Here is a 20723-nt window from a genome sequence, read left to right on the forward strand (position 1 = left end):
GACCTGATCCTCAAAGCAGCGCTGGGTGCGGCGGTAGTGGTGATTCTGGCTGCGTTGGCCAAGACCAAAAACTATTACATCGCAGGGTTGGTGCCGCTGTTTCCGACCTTTGCGCTGATTGCGCACTACATCGTCGGCAAGGGGCGTTCGCTGGATGACTTGAAGACCACCATCGTGTTCGGGATGTGGTCGATCATTCCGTACTTCGTTTACCTGGCGACGTTGTATGTGATGGTCGACCGGATGCGGCTTGAAGCATCGCTCGCCGTGGCGGCAGTGGCGTGGCTGATGGCCGCCACCGTCCTCGTCACCGTCTGGGTCCGCCTGCACGCCTGATCCCGCAGGTTCTGTAGGAGCGAGGCTTGCCCGCGAAGGCGGTGTTCCTATCGCAGGAGATGCATCGGACGCACCGGCCTCTTCGCGGGCAAGCCTCGCTCCTACAGGGTCTGCGGTGTGTGATCATTCCCACGCGGAGCGTGGGAATGATCATCAAAGGATCTGCGGTGTCTGATCGGTGGCGGCTGGCCCGTCCCTTGCATTTACCCCCAAAGCCCCCTCGGCCGGCCTTCATGATGGATGAAGCCGGTGTCTGGGAGGGTCTGCCAAGGGTGAATTGCGACCTTGAACATTTTAGATCTCGACCACAGCCTGACGGCCCAGGCGCCCATCTCGCGGCTGCTGGAAAGCGGCCGTGCCAAACGCCTCGACTTGCTCGACCTCGGCCCGAAACTGCGGCTGTGGTCCAGCGAACGGACCTGGCGCCGGTTCGCCGAACGCTTGCAGCAACGGCCCCGACACAGCGGCCCGCAGCCGGAAATCTTCTTCGTCGGCTCCGGTGATTACCACCATCTGACCCCGGCGTTCCTGACTGATTTGCCGGAGCCGGTAAGCCTGATCCACTTCGACAACCACCCCGACTGGGTCCGCTTCGCCCCGCGCCGGCATTGCGGTTCGTGGGTCAATCAGGCGCTGAAACTGCCGAACATCCAGCGCATCGTCACCCTCGGCCCGTGCAGCGACGACCTGCAGAATCCGCAGCTCAAGGGCGGCAATGTCAGGGCGCTCAAACGCGGCGTGTTGCAGCTGTTTCCGTGGCAGCGCCCGCCCTCGAAAGTGTGGGGCCGGGTCGGTGACGGCGCCGGTCATCAACAACAGGAAAACCTGCTGCACTGGCGCAATCTGGCGGAGCTCGACTGGCCGGTTTTTCTCGAACAAATGATCGCCAGCCTGCCCTCCCGCGCGGTGTGGATCACCGTCGACAAGGATGTATTGGCCAGCGAAGACGCGGCGACCAACTGGGACCAGGGCGGCATGCGCCTGAGCCACTTGCTGCAAGCCATCAGAGCGTTGGCGGCCAGCAAGCGAATCCTCGGCATCGACATCTGCGGCGAGTACGCCCGGCCGGCCTTCAGCAACGCCCTCAAGCGCTGGGAAGCCAAGTCGGACCAGCCCCCGGCCGAACGCTGGAGCGAAGCGGATCTGCTGCGCAACGCGGCGACCAACCAGGCGTTGATCGATCTGTTCGAGGAGTTGTTTCCATGACCTTCACCGTGATTGTGCTGGTGGCGTTTTCCATCGTGCTGGACGTCATCGGCCAGCTCTGTTTCAAGCTCGGCCTGGACCGTTTACCGGAGCTCGAAGGCGGGTTTCGCTTGAATGCGTTCTGGGGCCAAGTGTTCAACGCGCCGCTGCTGTGGTGCGGGATCGGCGCCTACGTGATCGAATTTTTCGTCTGGCTCGAAGCCCTGTCGCGGGCGCCGCTGAGCCTGTTGTTTCCGGCGGCGGCGCTGGCGTATTGCGGCGTGGTGTTGGCTGGCAAGCTGATCCTCGGCGAGACCGTCAGCCGCCGGCGCTGGCTCGGCACTTTAGTGATTACGGCGGGGGTGATGCTCGTGTGTGTCACCCATGCATGAGGCTCAAGCGATGATCAGAAACAAGACCGATTGGCTGCATGAGCGCCTCGGTACGGTGGTGCTGTGGGCGTTGTTGATCGGTTTTGAAAGTGCCGGCCAGATCGCCACCAAGGTCGGAGGCGATCAACTGGGGCAGATGGATTTCAACCTGCAATGGCTGCTGGCCGTGGCGGTAAATGCCGGGGTGTGGTTTGCGATTGTCTGCTACATCGGCGCGTTTTTCGTGTGGATGCTGATCTTGCGGCGCAGCAGTTTGTCCCTGGCGTTTCCGCTGAGTTCGCTGGTGTTTGTCGGGGTTTTGCTCGGGTCGTGGCTGGGGCTGGGGGAGCAGATCAGCGTGCTGCACTGGGTGGGGGTGGCGGTGATTATGGGGGGGATTGCGTTGCTGGCCGAGGGTGAAGAAAAATAGATACTTGTTGAATGTAAGGGACCCTTCGCGAGCAAGCCCGCTCCCACATTCGACCGAGTTCTTACTGAAAGAGCTCGGTCGAATGTGGGAGCGGGCTTGCTCGCGAAGGCGTCAACTCAGGCAACGAATAATCCTCAGTCAAACTTATAAGCAACCGCCGCCTGCACTTCCCCTTGGTTGGTCTCCCCGACGGCTTTGACAATACTGCTATCCGCCGCCGAGCCCGTCAGATGAACCCAGCTCGCACTCGTCAGCAACGACCACTGCGGCGCCAGCGGGAACTCAAAGCTCTGGGTCAACGCCACATTCTGCAATCCACCGCCAGCGTTGTACGGCCGAATCCCCGAGGCTTGTGACTCATTGGCACTCACCCCGAAAAACGTCTGATTCTGCCGCGCATCAGCAAAATGCGCGGTCAGACTGGAGCTGCCAATTACCCCGCCGCCCAGTGGATAACCCAACTCCCCGCCGACGCGCCCCAACACCCCGCCCTGCCCGCCACGCCCGCCCACCGCTTGCCCGACGGACGCAAACACCCGCCAGAAATCAGCGGGCGCGTACTGCACGAAGCCGCCCACCTCGGCCATGTCCGGCACATCGCGCAACCCCTGCAATTCGCCGTTGGACGTGCGCCCCGGCAGGTAATTCACGAACGGTCCGGCGCTGAAACCATTGGCGCTCAACGCGTCCCAGGTCAGCCCGTCGTCCGTACTGAGGCTGACATCGCCCCAATCCAGATCGAGGTACGGCACCGGCCGGGTTTCGTAGCGGCTACCAGTCGGATCGTGCGGCTGATAGCTGAGGCCAGCCCCTGCTTCACCGGTGATGCCGTCCGCTGAAACGTTGGCCGAAAGGCACGTCAGCGCGGCAAATAGAGCAACAGTAATCCTCGACATGAGGCCATTCCTTGATCTGGATGTGCGCGCATCAATCCCCGAATCGCCCCTCCCGCGCAAGCACTCATGTTGTTTGTAGCGACCTACAAAAATTGTAGCTTCACCGATACCCACACACGCCAGAACCCCAGCCCCGCTGGGCCGAACCCGGTTGGCACAGTCCCTGCTCTACCCCCTTGGCAAGCGCAAACAGCGCCTCCTGCCAAGATAGGTACAACAGATGATTGACTGGCATATCGTGTGTGATTTCGACGGGACCATCACCCGCACCGACGTGATCGACAGCATCCTCCAACGGTTCGCCGACCCGAGCTGGGAAGCAATCGAAAACGAGTGGCTGGCAGGTGACATCGGTTCCCGTGAATGCCTCAGCCGCCAGCTCTCGCTGGTCAAGGCCACACCGGGCGAACTGCTACGGTTCTTCGACACCATCGAGATCGACCCTGACTTCCCCGACTTCGTCGACCACGTCATCGGCCTCGGCGCTTCCCTTGAAGTGGTCAGCGACGGCATCGAGCAAGGCATCGCACGGATCCTGGCGCGCCACTACGTCAGCCTCTTGCCGATCCTCGCCAACCGCCTGCGGCAACTCGACCACCAGAGCTGGCGCATCGACTTTCCCCATGCCAGCGACGCCTGCCGCGCCGCCTCCGGCAACTGCAAATGCAAATCCACCCCCAGCGCCAAACGGGTGCTGGTGATCGGCGACGGCCAGTCCGACATGTGCGTGGCCGCCACCGCCGATTTCGTGTTCGCCAAGGATCGCCTGGCCGAGCACTGCGAGCGCAACGGCATCGCCTACGCCCGCTTCGACAGCTTCGCCGAACTGCCCGCGTTGCTCGCCCTGCTGCCAAGCGCCAGCGCCGCCAACGCCACCTCTTTCAACATAGAAACTTTCAACCCAGAAAATCAGGAACTCTTCCACCATGTCTGATATTCGAATCGCCACACCTGAAGACCAGGTCCTTCTGGATAAAGAAGCCAAGTACTGCTCCTACGGCGACACCGTTCACTACATCGATCCGCCGCGCATTTTCAGCCGCTGCGAAGGCTCCTACGTCTGGGACACCGAAGACCAGGCCTACCTCGACCTGCAAATGTGGTACTCGGCGGTCAACTTCGGTTACGCCAACCCGCGCCTGAACAACGCGCTGAAACAGCAGATCGACACCCTGCCGCAGATCGCCAGCCAGTACCTGCACAAAGGCAAGATCGAGCTCTCGGAAATGATCGCCGTGGACGCGAAGAAGAAGTTCGGCCTCGACGGTCGCGTGCACTTCAACGTCGGCGGTTCGCAGTCCATCGAGGACTCGCTGAAAGTCGTGCGCAACGCCACCAACGGCAAAAGCCTGATGTTCGCCTTCGAAGGCGGTTACCACGGCCGCACCCTCGGTGCGTCGTCGATCACCTCCAGCTACCGCTATCGCCGCCGCTACGGCCACTTCGGCGAGCGCGCCAATTTCATCCCGTTTCCGTACCACTTCCGCGGCCCGAAAGGCATGACCAAGGAAGAGTACGGCAGCCATTGCGTGCAGCAATTCGCCCGCCTGTTCGAGACCGAATACAACGGCGTCTGGGACCCGAAAGTCGGCCAGAGCGAATACGCAGCCTTCTACGTCGAGCCGATCCAGGGCACCGGCGGCTACGTGATTCCGCCGATGAACTTCTACAGCGAACTCAAGCACGTGCTGGATCAGCACGGCATCCTGATGGTGGTCGATGAAATCCAGATGGGCTTCTGGCGCACCGGCAAGCTGTGGTCGATCGAACACTTCGACGTCAAACCGGACGTCATCGTCTTCGGTAAAGCCTTGACCAATGGCCTCAACCCATTGGGCGGTATCTGGGCCAAGGAAGAATTGATCAACCCGAAGATCTTCCCGCCAGGCTCGACCCATTCGACCTTCGCCTCCAACCCGTTGGGCACGGCGGTCGGCCTGGAAATGTTCAAAATGACCAGCGAAATCGACTACGGTGCGATGGTCATGAACAAGGGCAAGTACTTCCTCGAAGGCTTGAAAGACTTGCAGAAACGCTATCCGATCATCGGCGACGTCGACGGCCTGGGCCTGGCCCTGCGCTGTGAAATCTGCGGGCCGGACGGCTTCACGCCGGACAAGGCAACGCTCGATTTCATGGTCGAAGAAGGCATGAAAGGCGACATCGAAATCGACGGCAAACGCCTGGGCCTGATCCTCGATGTGGGCGGTTACTACAAAAACGTGATCACCCTCGCACCGTCGCTGGAAATCAGCTACCCGGAAATCGACCTCGGCATCACGCTGCTCGACCGTCTACTTGATCGAGCCATGAAACGATGAACACCGAAAAGATCGACATGGGCGAAGGCAGCGCCGGTTTCGTTCTCGGCAACGGGGAGGTCGCGGTGTTGTTGATCCACGGCCTCACCGGCACGCCGACCGAGTTGCGTCGGGTCGCGATGGGCCTGGCCAAGGCCGGTTGCACGGTCTACGTGCCGACCCTGGCCGGCCACTGCGGGGACAACGCCGACCTGCAAGCCACCGGCTGGCGCGACTGGTACGAGAGCGCACGCAACACCTTCGTCGGTGTGCGGCGCAAGCATGAGCATGTGTTCGTCGGCGGCTTGTCGATGGGCGCGGTGCTGGCGATGTACCTGGCGGCCGAGCATCCGGGGCAGATCGAAGGCTTGCTACTGTATTCAACCACCCTGCGCTACGACGGCTGGAACATGCCTTGGGTCGCCAAATTGAGCAGCCTGGTGATGTCGATTCCGTTTGGCGTGCACCTGTGCCGCTTCAACGAAAAATCACCGTTCGGCATCAAGGACGAACGCTTGCGCGCCATCGTCGAACGGCAGATGAAGGCCGGTGAAAGCGCCAATGCCGGATTGCTGACCATGTACGGGGTGAGTGTGCGGGAACTGCATCGATTGGTGGCGGCGGTGAAAAAGCGCATGCCGCAGATCACCACGCAGGCGCTGGTTCTGCACTCACGGGAAGACGACATCACCAGCCGCTGGAACGCCGACTATGTGGAACGCAAACTCGGCGGCCCGGTGGTGAAAATCCTGCTCGACGACTGTTACCACATGATCACCGTCGACCTGCAATACCGCCGCGTGGTGGAGCTGAGCGCGGACTTCATCCAGCACCGGTTCATGCAACAAGTCACCGCCCCGCAACCCATTCGCCAGGCATACCGGCAGCTGGCGTAACTCAAGGAACTGAAGTGATCACTGCCCTTGCCTTTTCGACCATCGAAGCCATCGACCGCGGTGCCTGGAATGACTGTTTCCCCGCAGAACTGGAGGACTGGGATTATTACCGGGCCGTCGAACAGGCGGGCATTGCGGATTTCCAATGGCGCTATCTGGCGCTGTACGAAGACGAGGTGTTGGTCGCGGCGGCGGTGGCATTCACCACCTTGTATTCGCTGGACACCACGGTTCAGGGACCGGGTAAACGCGTCACCGAACAGTTGCGCCGCTGGTGGCCGGGGCTGTTCGACGTGCGCCTGTACGCCCTCGGTTCGCCAGTGGCCGAGCAATGCCATGTCGGGACCGCGCGCCAGATCGACGCCGCCCGGCGCCCGGCCTTGCTTGAGCAATTATTGACCCTGGCGCGCAACGACGCCGAACAGGCCGGGATCGGTCTGCTGGCGGTCAAGGATGCGTCTCACCGGGATCCGCAGTGGTTGCAGGTGTGCCAGGCGGTCGGTCTGCAAAGCATGCCCGGCCTGCCCAGCGCCGAACTGCCGATCCGTTTTGGCTCCGTGGACGCGTACCTCGGCACCCTCGGCAAATCCACCCGTAAAGACCTGCGCCGCACGTTGCGCGGGCAAGGTCCGCGCATCGAATGGCGGCGCACCGTGGAAGACCTGCTCCCGAGAATGATGGCGCTTTACGAAGCCACCCTCGAGCGCAGCGATCTGACCTTCGAACGCCTGCCACCGGACTACTTCCGTCAGGTCCTCGAACACCTCGATGAACGCGCCGCGTGCGTGCTGTACTGGGTCGGCGATGAGCTGGTAGCGTTCAACCTGGTGCTGCTGGACGAGCAACGCCTGGTCGACAAATTCTTCGCCCACGACCTGACCCGAACCCGCGAGCACAACCTGTACGTGCGCAGCTGGCTGGCCAATGTCGACTACTGTATTGAACACGGCATCCCGATCTACGCGTGCGGTCAGGCCGGCTATGCCAGTAAGCTGCGCCTGGGTTGCTCGTTCACCGGCAACACCGTGTTTTTCCGCCATCGCAACCGCGTGCTCGACGGTCTGTTGCGACTGGTGAAAATGTTCATTCGACCGGACCGTTCCGACCCTGCCATGGCTGCTGCAATAAGCGAAACCTCATGATCAAAAACCGCCCCGCCACCGCCCGACCTTTCGCCCTCTCCGGCTGGAGCCTGCAGCGCAAACTGGTGCTGGCGTTCTGGCTGGTCAGCGTGATTCCGACGATGATCGCCGCGGAACTGGCGGCCACCACCCTGTCGCAGATTTTCGACAGCAACGTGCGGATCTGGCTGCAGGAATCGACCCAGATCGTCGAGGACGAGATCACTGAAATCCGCCGGGATAACGCCCGGGCCGCGCAGTTGTTCCTGCGCTACACACGCTCGCCCACCGATCGGTTGTCGAGCAAACACGACAAACTGACCACCGACATCGCTGATTCCATGGGCATCGACGTGGTGGCGCTGGTGCGCAACAGCGATCACAAAGTGGTGTTCAGCACCGCCGCCGATGACATCGTCCGGCAGATCAGCACCGAGTCCAAGGCGTTGTTGCAGACCCTGCAAGTCGGCGGCATCCCCACCGGCACGGTGGTCTCGACCTTCGAGACCGATCAGGACGGCGTCGATTACAAACTGGTCATCGCCACCTACCTCGACAGCAGTTTCCTCACCAGCGTCGCCGACGTGCATTCCCTCGACCTGCGGCTGTACCTGGCCAAGGCGAATGACTTCTCTGAGATCTTTTCCACCCAGCGTTTCGAAGATCACCCGGCGGCGGTGCCGGAGAACATCGAACAGATCCTGCGCAACACCAAGCAGCCGATCGAACAATTCACCAATCGCTACAGCGGCATCTACCGGCCGATCCTCAATGAAAACGGTGAGCTGCAAGGCGTAATCTTCAGCGGCCTGCTGCGCCACACCAGCCTGGTCGGGCTGGTGAACCAGAGCAACCTGTTCATCCTGATTTTCCTGCTCAGCTCGGCGGCGTCCCTGACGGTTGGCTGGTTTGTCTCGCAACGCCTGACCAAGCCCTTGCGCGGGTTGTCCAAAGGCGTGCAAGCGGTGATTGCCGGGGATTACCGCCAACGCCTGATGGTCACCGGCGGCGACGAACTGGCGGAATTGAGCAGCACCTTCAACCACATGAGCGAACGCCTCGGCGAGTTGCAGCACCTGGAATCGCAACTGCGCCGCCGCGACCGTCTGCACGCGCTGGGCGAAGTCGCCATGGGCCTGGCCCATGAAATCCGCAACCCGCTGGGCATCATCAAAACCGCCACGCAACTGCTGCACCGGCGGGCCGATTTGCCCGAGACCGACAAGCGTCATCTGGAATACGTGGTCAGTGAAGTCAGCCGCATCAACGACCTGATCACCGACTTCCTCGACTTCGCCAAACCCAGCGCGCCGATGCGCTCGACGCAACCGGCGCGGCCGCTGGTGAATGAGTTGATGGGCTTCTGCGCCCCGGAACTGGCCAGCCACACCATCGATGTGCAAATCGACGATCAGGCCCCCGGCGCGACCCTTCACGCCGACGCGCGGCAACTCAAGCAGGCCGGCCTGAACCTGATCGTCAACGCCATCGACGCCATGCCCGACGGTGGGCGGCTGACCGTGGCGATCAGCAGCGAATCGCCGTACACCGTGATCAGCATCAGCGACACCGGCCAGGGCATCGAACCGGACATGCTCGAACGGATCTTCACGCCGTTCGTCACCACCAAGGCCTCAGGCACCGGCCTAGGGCTGGCGAAGGTGTTCTCGATCATGGAAAGTCATGACGGGCGCATCGAATGCGTGAGTGAAAAAGATGCCGGCACCACCTTCAGCCTGTACATTCCGGCCAATGGTGAAGACTTCGACGAGGGCAGCGATGACACATAACGTACTGGTGGTCGACGACGAGCCCAAGCTCTGCGACTTGCTGGCATCGGCACTGGGTCAGAACGGCCTCCAGGTGTTCACCGCCGGCAATGGCCTGCACGCGCTCAAGGTGCTGGAGTGCGAGGACATCGACCTGGTAATCAGCGACTGGCGCATGCCCGGCATGGACGGCCCGCAATTGCTGGCGGAAATCAAAAGCCGTTTTCCGCAACTGCCGGTGATCGTCATGACCGCCTACAGCACGGTGAAAAACGCCGTGCAATCGATGCGCAACGGCGCCTTCGACTACATCGCCAAGCCATTCGACATTGACGAACTGGACATCACCGTCAGCAAGGCCCTGCAATTTCGCGACATCCTCAAAGACAACCAGCGCATGCGCGCCGAGCTCGACGAACACCAGCAGATCGACAGCCTGATCGGGGACAGCCCGAGCTTTCGGCGGGTGCTGCACGCGATCGATTCGGTACGCGAGAGCAGCGCGACGATTCTGCTGACCGGCGAAAGCGGCACCGGCAAGGAAATGGTCGCCCGGGCGATCCACAAACACGGCAATCGCGCTGACAAACCGTTTGTAGCGGTGAACTGTGCGGCGATCCCGGAAGGACTTCTGGAAAGCGAAATGTTCGGCCACCGCAAAGGCGCGTTTACCGGCGCCGTGGCGGATCGCGTCGGGCGCTTCATGCAGGCTGACAAAGGCACGTTGTTCCTCGATGAAATCGGCGAAATGCCGCTGGCCTTGCAGGCGAAAATCCTCCGGGCCTTGCAGGAACGGGTGATCGAGCCGGTGGGCGATCCGCGTGAGCGCAAGGTCGATGTGCGGGTGATTGCCGCGACGAACAAGAACCTGCTGGACGCGGTGGCCAACAAGGAGTTTCGCGAGGACCTTTATTACCGCCTCAACGTGTTCCCGATCCCGCTGCCGGCCTTGCGCGAAAGGGTGGAAGACATCGCGCCGCTGGCCCGGCATTTTGCTCACACCCTGGGCGCCACGGCGGGCAAGCGTTTTACCGGGTTCAGCGCGCAAGCCTTGCAGGCCATGGCCCATTATTCGTGGCCGGGGAATATTCGCGAGCTGCAGAACTGCGTGGAGCGGGCGACGATTGTGGCGTCGGGGGCGGTGATTGAAGAGGAAGATTTGCCGGCGTATCTGTTTGCCTCAAATGCCGGCAGCAGCGGTGCGCTGGTCACCGAAGGCAGCGTACCGGCGGATCTGGAAGCGGCGTTGGCCGAGGTCGAGAAGGCTTACATTCTGGCGGCACTGGCGCAGAGCAATGGCGTGCAGGCTGCGGCGGCGCAGTTGATCGGGATCTCGGAGCGCAGCTTCTGGTATCGCCTGAAGAAACTGGGCATCCACGTAGACAAAATCGTCAGGTAACCGCCCCCCCTGTGGCGAGGGAGCTTGCTCCCGCTCGGCTGCGCAGCAGTCGTAAATCCAGCGAATGCTGGTCTGCCTGGCTACAACGGTGCTGACATTGGGGCCGCTTCGCAGCCCAGCGGGAGCAAGCTCCCTCGCCACAGAAGCACTCCCGGCAATTAGCTCACAGTCCCGCCCTTTGATTCACTCATGATCTGCCGAATCGCTCCGACAAAGGTCTCGACCGGCTGCCCGCCCGTCACCGCGTACTGGCCGTTAAACACCACCGTCGGCACCGAACTCACCCCGCGCGACAGCCACAACTGCTCTTCTTCGAGTACCTCTTTGGCAAACTCATCGGATGCCAGAATCGCCTCGGCCCGCTGCCGATCCAGCCCGACGCTTTCAGCAATCTGCGCCAACTGCCCGTGGTCGGACAGATTGCCGCCCTCAGTGAAATACGCCTTGAACAGCGCTTCTTTCAAATTGAACTGCAACCCTTCCTGCCCCGCCCAGTACAACAATCGGTGCGCATCAAAGGTGTTGTAGATGCGGCTGTTGCCATCGGTGCGAAACGCAAACCCGACCTCGGCGCCACGGGCACGGATCATCTCGCGGTTCTTCTGCGATTGCTCGGGGGTCGAGCCGTACTTTTCAGTGATGTGTTCGGTGATGTTCTGCCCCTCTGGCCCCATCTTCGGGTTCAGTTCGAACGGCTGGAAACGGATCTCGGCCTGGACCTCATCACGCAACACTTCCAGCGCCCGGGTCAGCCCATACAGGCCGATCACGCACCACGGGCAGGACACATCGCTGACGAAATCGATTTTCAAAGGGGTACTCATCATTCACCTCGCAGGCTTGAATCGCGCCGGAAAGTTTGAACGATACACCTGAAAGACCGGGGTGGCAGCCATTCCCCATCCCCCTGTGGGAGCGAGCCTGCTCGCGATGGCGTCGTGTCAGTCGCCATCCGCTTGACTGATACACCGCCATCGCGAGCAGGCTCGCTCCCACAGGGGATTTTCGGTGTTTTTGGACGTGTGTTTAGTTCTGTTTAAGGTTACTTCCTGAAAGCTACAGCGCCTTGCGCCGTCGCCTACAACCGCGTCAGAATCCGCCGGCTTGTGCGCCTGGAGGCCCGTCGGTAACTTGGTTCCGTCACTGATTTCCAGTGATCGGGTTTAGTAGCCCGGCTTTTCCTACCGACCGCATAAGTGTCATCTAGTCAGGCATTCGCCTGCACTTGATGGTGGCTGTGCGCATGGCGCCCTCGGGCGCGCCGGTTTTGGTGGGTGGCCGGTCTACTAACTTGCGTACAGCCGCCACCCTTCCGTTTAGTAGCGAGACAGGTTGCGGCTCCACTATCAGGAGTACCCTCCAATGTTCAAGATCACACCAAATCCACCGGGAACCGACGACGTTTCCCCCTACGAAACCCCGGACTCCAAAAAACTCAACGAAGCCGCCGACCGCGCCCTCGATTACTACCTCAAACCGGTCATCCCCAAAGACACTCCCCGCCGCCCCAGCACCATCTACACCATCGCCCCCGACATCGATCACGAAACCCTGCTGGCCAACGCCTGCGAATCCCTGGCGTCGGCGAGCGTGATGCTGAGTGATTTCGCCGGGTTGCTGGAAGGCCCGCAGCGCAACACCGTGCTGGGCATTCAGCAGTCCGTCATGCTGGGTGAACTGGCGGTGAACCGGATGCTGGATAACTTCGTTCCACCGGGTTCAGCTACCTAACTGTCTGGCGATGCTTCACTAACACCAAAGATCAAAACTGTGGGAGCGAGCTTGCTCGCGATGGCGGTGTGTCAGTCAACATTAATGCTGAATGTCATGCCGCTATCGCGAGCAAGCTCGCTCCCACATCGTGATTGGGAGTTATAGGAGATTGGGGACCGGCACCGGATCGATCTGCGCCCAATGCGAAGTGTCTTCGCGGTGGGTCTGCAAATACGGCAACACCGCCGCCAGCAACGGCGCCTTGAACGCTTCCTGGAATCGATGCGCCAAACCCGGAATCAGCTTCAACTGACTGCCACGGATATGCGCCGCCAGATGCACGCCATGCATCACCGGCAACAGTGGATCGGCCGTGCCGTGAACCACCAGCGTCGGTACGCGCAACTGGTTAAGCAGCGCCACACGACTGCGTTCGGCGAGGATCGCCATGATCTGGCGCTTCACGCCCTCAGGGTTGAACGCCCGGTCATAAGACAGCGCCGCCTGATGCAGCAGCGCCTGCCGATCATCGCTCACCGTCGGGCTGCCCAGCGCCGCCAGCAAATCCGCCTGTTGCTCCAGCGCCACTTCGCGGTTTGGCGCGCCACGACGGGACAACAGCTGTACCAACGCCGCACTCGGTGCCGGCAAGCCTTCGGCACCGGAACTGGTCATGATCAGGGTCAGGCTCTCGACCCGCTGCGGCGCCATCGCCGCCATGTGCTGGGCAATCATCCCGCCCATGCTTGCGCCCAGGACGTGGAACTGCTCAACCTTCAACGCATCCATCAGGCCAAAGGCATCGTCGGCCATGTCGGTCAAGGTGTACGGCGCCGACACCGGCAAACCGAGCTTGTAACGCAGCACTTCGAAGGTCAGGTTGGCGTCGACGGGCGCTTGCCGCCAGGTCGAGAGGCCGACATCGCGATTGTCATAACGAATCACCCGAAAACCCTGCTGACACAGCGCGACCACCACCTCATCCGGCCAGTGAATCAACTGCCCGCCCAGGCCCATCACCAGCAGCAACGCCGGGTCGGACGCACGGCCGATGCTCTGGTACGCCAGGCTCACCTGCGCCAGATCGGCGTGTTGGGTGGGAACATTGACATCGCAACGAGACGCCGCCAAGGACGGCAGGCCAAACAACAGCAAGGCCAGAAAAATGAATGCACGCATGAAAAAACACCGAAACGCAGAACCCCAGTAGAGCGCGAGTCTGATGAAGTTTGATCAAGCGCGCTGCCACAGTTACGTGACAGTTTGATGAAGATTGCTGAGCGGTCGTGTGAAGCGTTGACGCCTGCCGTTGGTCAGAAAACAGTCTGTACCTGTTATTTCTGACAGTAGCCAGCCTGCCCGTTTGAGCTTTCAATCAGTCTCTGACGCGCCTTGCCACCCCCGGTTCGCGCGCTTTCGTGCGAGTCGGAGAACTTCTATGACTGCTTTATTTATTTACACACCAAAGCAACTTGCCGCGCTGAAAAAAGAAAGCCCGCAACAACAGGTCGACCTGTTTGCCGAAATCAGGTCGCAGGGCCTGTTCGCAGAAAATGGCGCATTCGTCATATTCCCCATCCTGATTCCGGGTTGGCATGTAGTCGACTACCCCACTGCCTCCCATGGGGTCAACGCGGACGAAACTGTCGGTCCCGGCCGGGGATGGTGGGTGCTTTTCCCCTCCTACACGTTAATGGCAGCATTTGACACGCTACGCCTGTACATGGGCAAACGCCTTGAGCCCGGTCAGGCCCCGGACCCGACGGATCGAGGCACATTGATCAAGACCGAAATCGTCCCCCAGAATCACAACAATGAGAACATCGCCAGCTTCATTCCCAGGACGGCGGTCGAAAAACCCGGCATCCATCTGATGTGGTACACCGTCGAACGCACCAGTGGCAACCTGGATCCTTCAGTAGAGATAACCGTATGGTTCAAGCCAACCTTCCCTGACAGCCTTGATCGAACCGGCAACACCCTCGAGCGAGTGCCTCTGGAGGCCCCTCGGTTCCCGGCCATTATTGATGAGGCTATGGTGAAGGTGGGTGTGGACGTCACTATTCCTGCCTGGCGAATCATGACCGTCGGTGACGTCATTACCCTGATGTTCGGTAATCAAATCGTCGAGTACACCCTCAAGCCCGAGGAGGTCGGTCAGAACATCGTTGTATTTGTGCCGGCTGCCGTCCTCGAGCTGATCGGCCCCGCTGACCCGTTATCGGTGAGTTACAAGATCGGTGACCAAGTAAAAAACAGCAGTCTCACCTCCAAAACAGGTGAAGGAAAACTGGTTCCGAATATCACCTATCTTGAAGCGCCTTCAGTGGTTCGCTCGAACGGCAATGTTCTAAAAATCGACGATCTCAATGGCAATCCCATGGAAATTGAAATCTTCGTAGAGCGAGCCGACGCCACCCCAGGAGATAAAGTGGAATGCTTTATCTACAACCCCAAGACTGGACTCACTCAGTCCTTTGGTCCGTTTAATTACCAAAGAGGCATCGTCACGGTCGAGGTGCTTTACGAAATAGTGAAGAATCTGGCCGACGCGACAATAGAAATCTACTACGAGCGCATCAGAGTCGTGGCGGGTGTAGAGGAACGCACTCCGTCCTACTCCTATTCTCTGGAGCTGATCGGCGAAAAATACCGGGCGCCGGCGCCTACTGCGCCGCAAGCTCACGGGGCAGTCCTGTCGCCGGCTCTGGCAGAGACGGTGATCTATGCCGGACCTGGAATCGAAGGTCTGGAGGTCGGTGACAAAGTGACACTGACCAGCTTGAGTACCAGCGCCGGCGGCACCACCCGCCTGCAAACCTACGAACGGTTTGTTACCCAGTCCATGGTGATTCCGGGGGTGGGCATCGTCGTGCCATTCGACTGTGAAACCACCCATTTCGAGACTTATCAGAACGGTTCGGTCCAGCTGTCCTATACCGTCACCGGCACCGGGCATGCCGCGCCTCTGGAGTCCTACACCCGTCGGCTGCGCATCGGGCAAGTGACCAATCTCCTGGGCATCGTCGATGTCGGCAGAGACGAAAACGGTGTACTCGATCCGAAGGACATTCCTTTCGGTACCCCAGCCATTTGCCCAGCCAAAGCTCACACGCGTATCGGCGACACGGTTCATCTGGAAGTACGGGGACCCGACGGTAATCTTGTTTTTGCAGACAGGTTGCCCATTACGGCGGCCCACCTCGACAAAGACATTGAATTCAGACTGGCCTACGAGCTCATCAATTCACTGCTCAATCAAGTGATCACGGTGGACTGGTACATCGAGCGCGAGCGCGAACTCCCGCTGACAGCGCCCGAACTGGTGTTGCGAATCGGCGCCAAGGCCTTGGTGCTACCGCCGCCCGCGCTCGTGCAGGCTTCACCTGGCACGATTATCAATCCGCAAAACACTCAGAAACTTGCCACGGTCAAAGTCACCTACACCGGGATGGACCCCGCCCATCGTGTCACCCTCTTCGTCAAAGGGCGCGATGGTTTTGGCAGCCCGGTGCTTGCGACACTTAAAGGAAGCGCCAGCGGAACATTGATCTTCACCCTGCCCCTGACCGCCGTCCCCGCCAACATGGGTACATTCATGTCCTTCTGGTATGTCGTGACGCAGGAAGGCATACATGATCAAAGCTCCGCACCCACCAGGTACGAAGTCACCTCGATTGCCAATGAAGATATCAACTACCCGCGCATGAGCATCAAGGAGGCGCCGGATCACAAGGTCCTGAACCTCAACAACTTCACGGGCGATGCTCACTGGACGCTGATTGCCTGGCTGTTCATTGCCATCGGGACCCGGATGCGGGTGGCATTGAGTGGGCAAAAATCCGACGGTAGCGAAAACGTCATCATGCTGTTCGATGGGGTGATCACCGCCAACCACTTGAGCACCGGCTTGAGCGGGGTCATCTCCCGGGAACAGCTAAAACTGTTCAAGGACGGCACGCAGGTATTCGGGCTGTCGGTCGCCAATTTCAGCGATAAGGGCGGCGTTGATACGTTCTTCCCGATGCGGGAACTGACGATCAAATCGGAAATGCTCGCCAAGCCAATGATTACCCAACTGATTGACAATCAAGGGGCAATTACCGGGCAGGTCAGAAATGGAGGCACGTGTGATGACGTCACACCAACACTGGTCGGAACTGCATCGCCCAATAGCACTGTGAATCTATTCAATGGTGCGGCTCAAGTGGGGTCAGCCATTGCCAACACAAACGGGATCTGGACGAAAGACATCAGTGTCGGTCTGGGTCGACATAGTTTGACGGCGAAAACGCAGGATGGTCTTCAAGCGTCCCCTCCCTGGGTTGTGACTGTGCAAGCAGACTTGAGCTCCATTACCGACTTTAACAACGGCAACTTCAATGGCTGGACACCAGGCGTTGGTGCACAAACGGGTCGCTTGCTGGGCACAGCGCCTAACTATCTCTTTCATATCTGGACGCCTGGCAAGATAAACAATTCAGGCGTGCTGTTCTCACGTAACTTTCCGTTAGTGATTGGCGCCAGATACGAGTTCTCTTGCCAGATATACAACACCGCCGTGAACGGTTACGACGTCGATCCCAAAATAAGCTTACTTGTCGACTATATGCTCAGCACCGCCTATGCAAATATCAATAAACACACCGGATGGAACACGGTGCACGGGACGTTCACCGCCTCCGCTGCCTCCGCCAATTTCTATATACATAATTATGAAGCAGGGGATATAGGCAATGACTTTTACATTCACCTATTGACCGTCAGACAGCTTTCCAATTAACGGGCGAGACGCGCAAAAAAACCCGCTGACCTTGACCGGTTCAGCGGGTTTTCATTGGCCACAAAATGCCGCTAGTCGTTAAGCCAACTGACTGCGTAACTGCCTTGCCGCCGCCACCATGTTGACCAACGCCGCCTCAGTCTCCGGCCACGCCCGGGTCTTCAGCCCGCAATCCGGGTTCACCCACAACCGCTCCGCCGGGATCCGCTTCACGGCTTTGCTCATCAACTTGACCATCTCAGCCGTGTCCGGCACCCGTGGCGAGTGGATGTCGTAGACGCCCGGGCCGATGTCGTTCGGGTAGTCGAACGCTTCGAAAGCCTCGAGCAATTCCATGTCCGAACGCGAGGTTTCGATGGTGATGACGTCGGCGTCCATCGCCGCGATGGACTCGATCACGTCGTTGAATTCGCTGTAGCACATGTGGGTATGGATCTGGGTTTCATCCCGCACACCGGACGCGCTCAAGCGGAACGCTTCCACCGCCCAGTCCAGGTATTCCTGCCATTGCGCCCGGCGCAGCGGCAAGCCTTCGCGGAACGCGGCTTCGTCGATCTGCACGATCTTGATGCCGGCGTTTTCCAGGTCCACCACTTCGTCACGCAGGGCCAACGCCAATTGCTGCGCCTGGATTTTGCGCGAGACGTCTTCACGCGGGAACGACCACATCAGCATGGTCACCGGACCGGTGAGCATGCCTTTCATGACTTTGTCGGTCAGGCTCTGTGCATAAGTGATCCAGTCGACAGTCATGGCACTCGGGCGGCTCAAGTCGCCGTAGATGATCGCCGGTTTGACGCAGCGCGAACCGTAGCTCTGCACCCAGCCGAAACGGGTGAACAGGTAGCCGTCCAGTTGCTCGGCAAAGTACTCGACCATGTCGTTGCGCTCGGCCTCACCGTGCACCAGCACGTCCAGGCCAAGGCGTTCCTGAATGTGCACCGCGTGGCGGATTTCGCTGTGCATGGCATCGGTGTAATCGTTGGCCGACAGCTTGCCTTGCTTGAACGCCTGGCGTGCCAGACGGATCGAACCGGTTTGCGGGAACGAGCCGATGGTGGTGGTCGGGAATGGCGGCAGTTTCAGGCGCGCGCGTTGCTGCTCGATGCGTTTGGCGAACGGCGAGTGACGTTGGCTGTCCGCTGCGCCGATGGCGTTGATGCGAGCCTGCACCTCGGCTTTATGGATACGCGGCGACTCGGCGCGGCTCGCCTGAATCGCTCGGCTCTGGGCCAAAGCCGCTTGCACCTTGGGCGATTGAGGGTCGTTCAGGGCATCGCGCAGCACGGCGATTTCACCGCACTTCTGGACGGCGAAGGCCAGCCAGCTTTTCAGTTCAGGATCGAGTTTGTCTTCGCGTTCCAGGTCTACCGGGCTGTGCAGCAACGAGCAGGAACTGCTGACCCACAGGTTGTCGCCAAAGCGCTCTTGCGCCGGTTGCAGTTGCGCGAGGACTTGCTCCAGTTCGCAGCGCCAGACGTTGCGGCCGTTGACCAGGCCCACCGAAAGAATCTTGTAGGTCGGCAGGCGATCGAGCACCTGGCCGAGTTGATCGGGCGCCCGCACCGCGTCGATGTGCAGGCCTTGCACCGGCAGGCCGACCGCCAGACCGAGGTTGTCTTCCAGGCCACTGAAGTAGGTCGCCACCAGTTTTTTCAGCGGCGAGTATTGGAGGATGTGATAAGCGCGTTCGAAGGCGTTTTTCCAGGTTTGCGGCAGGTCGAGGGTCAGAATCGGTTCGTCGATCTGCACCCACTCCACGCCTTGGGCGGCGAGGCGGCCGAGGATTTCACCGTAGATCGGCAGCAAGCGTTCCAGCAGGTCGAGCTTGTCGAAGTCGTTGCCTTTGGCCTTACCCAGCCACAAGTAAGTCAGCGGGCCGAGGATGACGGGTTTGACGTTGTGGCCCAGGGCCTTGGCTTCGTCGACTTCGTCGAACAGCTGTTCCCAGCTCAGCTTGAATTGTTGGTCAGCACTGAATTCCGGGACCAGGTAGTGGTAGTTGGTGTCGAACCACTTGGTCAGTTCCTGGGCATATTGGGCCTTGGTGTGTTCACCGCCGCAGCAGGTCGCCGTGGCGCCACGGGCCATGGCGAACAGGGTATCGAGGGTCGGCAGGCCGCGCGAGTCCTTGGCGCTGTCGAAACGCTCGGGGATCACGCCAAAGGTCAGGGAATGGGTCAGCACCTGGTCGTACCAGGCGAAGTCGCCGACGGGTAGCAGGTCGATGCCGGCGTCTTTCTGCAACTGCCAGTGGGTGGCGCGCAATTGGCGCCCGACGCTTTTCAGCGCGTCCTGATCGAGGTCGCCCTTCCAGTAGGATTCGAGGGCTTTTTTCAGTTCGCGGTCCGCGCCGATGCGTGGAAAACCAAGTGTGTGGGCCAGAGCCATGGTGAATTCTCTCTATAAAAGAAGCTGTAAAACATGGCGCTATTGTCGACAGCCAACCCAACATGAGACAAACTCAACCTTTTCGTGTTGATCACAAGTTTTCCTCATGGAGCCCCCGGTGCTTGAAATCCGTCACCTGAAGACCCTGCACGCCTTGCGCGAAGCCGACAGCCTGGTCGATGCCGCCGACCGTCTGCACCTGACCCAGTCGGCCCTGTCCCACCAGTTCAAGGAGCTGGAGGAGCGCATGGGCATGCCGTTGTTCGTGCGCAAGACCAAACCGGTGCGTTTCACCAGCGCCGGTTTGCGCCTGCTGCAACTGGCCGACGCGACCCTGCCGCTGCTGCGCGGTGCCGAGCGTGACATCGCGCGTTTGGCGGGCGGCACGGCGGGCCGCTTGCACATGGCGATCGAGTGTCACAGTTGCTTTCAGTGGCTGATGCCGACCATCGATCAGTTCCGTGATGCCTGGCCGGAAGTCGAACTGGACCTGGCTTCGGGCTTCTCCTTCGCACCGCTGCCAGCCCTGGCCCGTGGTGATCTGGATTTGGTGGTGACCTCCGATCCGCTGGAGTTGGCCGGGATCACTTACGTGCCGTTGTTCACGTATGAAGCGATGCTCGCGGTGGCCAACCAGCACCGATTGGCGAGCAAGGCCTACATCGTTCCGGAAGATTTGCTCACGGAAACGCTGATCACCTACCCGGTGGAACGCGATCGGCTGGACATCTTTACTCGCTTTCTGGAACCGGCCGACATCGAACCGGCGCAGGTCCGCACCTCGGAACTGACGGTGATGATGATGCAATTGGTGGCCAGCGGACGCGGCGTGTGCGGCATGCCCCATTGGGCGCTGCATGAATACAGCTCACGGGGTTACGTGAAGGCCAAGCGGCTGGGCGAGAAGGGGTTGTTTGCGACACTGTATGCGGGAATTCGCGCGGACATGCTGGATGCACCGTACATGCGCGACTTCTTGCTGACGGCCAAGGACACGTCGTTCTCGACACTTGACGGCGTCAGCGCCGTCCGCTGACACCCCACAACCCCTGTAGGAGCGAGGCTTGCCCGCGAAAGCGGTGTATCAGCCAAGTCGATGTCGACTGTCACGACGCCTTCGCGGGCAAGCCTCG

The 20723-nt window shown here is 60.3% G+C and carries 17 protein-coding genes; 13 read left to right on the forward strand and 4 right to left on the reverse strand.

The genetic code is table 11. The annotated features are described in order from the left end of the window. Window positions 1-6: 6 nt before the first annotated feature. From ACA068_RS23390 to ACA068_RS23405, 4 genes are all read left to right on the forward strand, one after another. Entirely contained in the window at window positions 7-336 is a 330-nt protein-coding gene (locus ACA068_RS23390) for a GlpM family protein (RefSeq protein WP_219094616.1), read from the forward strand. A gap of 285 nt (window positions 337-621) precedes the next feature. Further along, window positions 622-1542 carry an arginase family protein gene (locus ACA068_RS23395; protein WP_497305116.1) on the forward strand — a complete coding sequence of 307 codons (921 nt, stop codon included), beginning with the start codon at window positions 622-624 and terminating at the stop codon, window positions 1540-1542. Then, window positions 1539-1913 (forward strand): DMT family transporter, encoded by a 375-nt coding sequence (locus tag ACA068_RS23400; RefSeq protein WP_010457711.1) that lies wholly within the window; start codon window positions 1539-1541, stop codon window positions 1911-1913. Before ACA068_RS23395 ends, ACA068_RS23400 begins: the two co-directional genes overlap by 4 nt. 10 nt (window positions 1914-1923) lie before the next feature. Further along, window positions 1924-2322, forward strand: coding sequence for a DMT family transporter (locus ACA068_RS23405; protein ID WP_497305118.1), 399 nt, complete (start codon window positions 1924-1926; stop codon window positions 2320-2322). A gap of 134 nt (window positions 2323-2456) precedes the next feature. Here ACA068_RS23405 and ACA068_RS23410 read toward each other — a convergent pair whose 3' ends face one another. After that, window positions 2457-3218, reverse strand: coding sequence for a MipA/OmpV family protein (locus ACA068_RS23410; RefSeq protein WP_497305120.1), 762 nt, complete (start codon window positions 3216-3218; stop codon window positions 2457-2459). A 220-nt stretch (window positions 3219-3438) separates the two neighbouring features. On the opposite strand from ACA068_RS23410, the gene ACA068_RS23415 reads away from it, so the two are divergent. Genes ACA068_RS23415 through ACA068_RS23440 form a run of 6 tightly spaced genes read left to right on the forward strand, consistent with a single transcriptional unit; the run spans window position 3439 to window position 10703 of the window. Beyond that, a complete protein-coding gene (locus tag ACA068_RS23415) occupies window positions 3439-4152 on the forward strand; it encodes an MtnX-like HAD-IB family phosphatase (protein ID WP_497305121.1) in 714 nt (237 codons plus the stop codon). Beyond that, the gene (locus ACA068_RS23420) at window positions 4145-5539 is read left to right on the forward strand and encodes an aspartate aminotransferase family protein (protein WP_497305122.1); all 1395 of its coding nucleotides are present in this window, start codon (window positions 4145-4147) and stop codon (window positions 5537-5539) included. Before ACA068_RS23415 ends, ACA068_RS23420 begins: the two co-directional genes overlap by 8 nt. Further along, entirely contained in the window at window positions 5536-6414 is an 879-nt protein-coding gene (locus tag ACA068_RS23425; RefSeq protein WP_497305124.1) for an alpha/beta hydrolase, read from the forward strand. The genes ACA068_RS23420 and ACA068_RS23425 overlap by 4 nt, the downstream gene beginning before the upstream one ends. Before the next feature lie 14 nt (window positions 6415-6428). Continuing rightward, complete coding sequence (locus tag ACA068_RS23430; RefSeq protein WP_497305126.1) at window positions 6429-7556, forward strand: GNAT family N-acetyltransferase; 1128 nt, start codon at window positions 6429-6431, stop codon at window positions 7554-7556. Beyond that, complete coding sequence (locus ACA068_RS23435; protein ID WP_497305128.1) at window positions 7553-9325, forward strand: sensor histidine kinase; 1773 nt, start codon at window positions 7553-7555, stop codon at window positions 9323-9325. The genes ACA068_RS23430 and ACA068_RS23435 overlap by 4 nt, the downstream gene beginning before the upstream one ends. Then, on the forward strand, window positions 9315-10703 hold the full coding sequence (locus ACA068_RS23440) for a sigma-54-dependent transcriptional regulator (protein ID WP_497305130.1): 1389 nt from the start codon (window positions 9315-9317) through the stop codon (window positions 10701-10703). Before ACA068_RS23435 ends, ACA068_RS23440 begins: the two co-directional genes overlap by 11 nt. Before the next feature lie 158 nt (window positions 10704-10861). Here ACA068_RS23440 and ACA068_RS23445 read toward each other — a convergent pair whose 3' ends face one another. Continuing rightward, window positions 10862-11527, reverse strand: a complete 666-nt coding sequence (locus tag ACA068_RS23445) for a DsbA family oxidoreductase (protein WP_497305131.1) — start codon at window positions 11525-11527, stop codon at window positions 10862-10864. A gap of 538 nt (window positions 11528-12065) precedes the next feature. Here ACA068_RS23445 and ACA068_RS23450 point away from each other — a divergent pair. Then, window positions 12066-12434, forward strand: a complete 369-nt coding sequence (locus ACA068_RS23450; RefSeq protein WP_497305133.1) for a DUF6124 family protein — start codon at window positions 12066-12068, stop codon at window positions 12432-12434. 141 nt (window positions 12435-12575) lie between these two features. Here the strand turns inward: ACA068_RS23450 and ACA068_RS23455 are convergent, their stop codons facing one another. Further along, window positions 12576-13595 (reverse strand): alpha/beta fold hydrolase, encoded by a 1020-nt coding sequence (locus ACA068_RS23455; protein ID WP_497305135.1) that lies wholly within the window; start codon window positions 13593-13595, stop codon window positions 12576-12578. Between the two features lie 259 nt (window positions 13596-13854). Between ACA068_RS23455 and ACA068_RS23460 the strand changes: the two genes are divergently transcribed. Beyond that, entirely contained in the window at window positions 13855-17199 is a 3345-nt protein-coding gene (locus ACA068_RS23460) for a hypothetical protein (RefSeq protein WP_497305137.1), read from the forward strand. A gap of 78 nt (window positions 17200-17277) precedes the next feature. On the opposite strand, the gene metE is transcribed toward ACA068_RS23460, so the two are convergent. Beyond that, entirely contained in the window at window positions 17278-19590 is a 2313-nt protein-coding gene (gene metE, locus ACA068_RS23465; RefSeq protein WP_497305139.1) for a 5-methyltetrahydropteroyltriglutamate--homocysteine S-methyltransferase, read from the reverse strand. A gap of 118 nt (window positions 19591-19708) precedes the next feature. Between metE and metR the strand changes: the two genes are divergently transcribed. After that, window positions 19709-20626, forward strand: a complete 918-nt coding sequence (gene metR / locus ACA068_RS23470) for a transcriptional regulator MetR (protein ID WP_008155262.1) — start codon at window positions 19709-19711, stop codon at window positions 20624-20626. Window positions 20627-20723: the final 97 nt, after the last annotated feature.

It is taken from the genome of Pseudomonas sp. LBUM1660, from assembly GCF_059695935.1.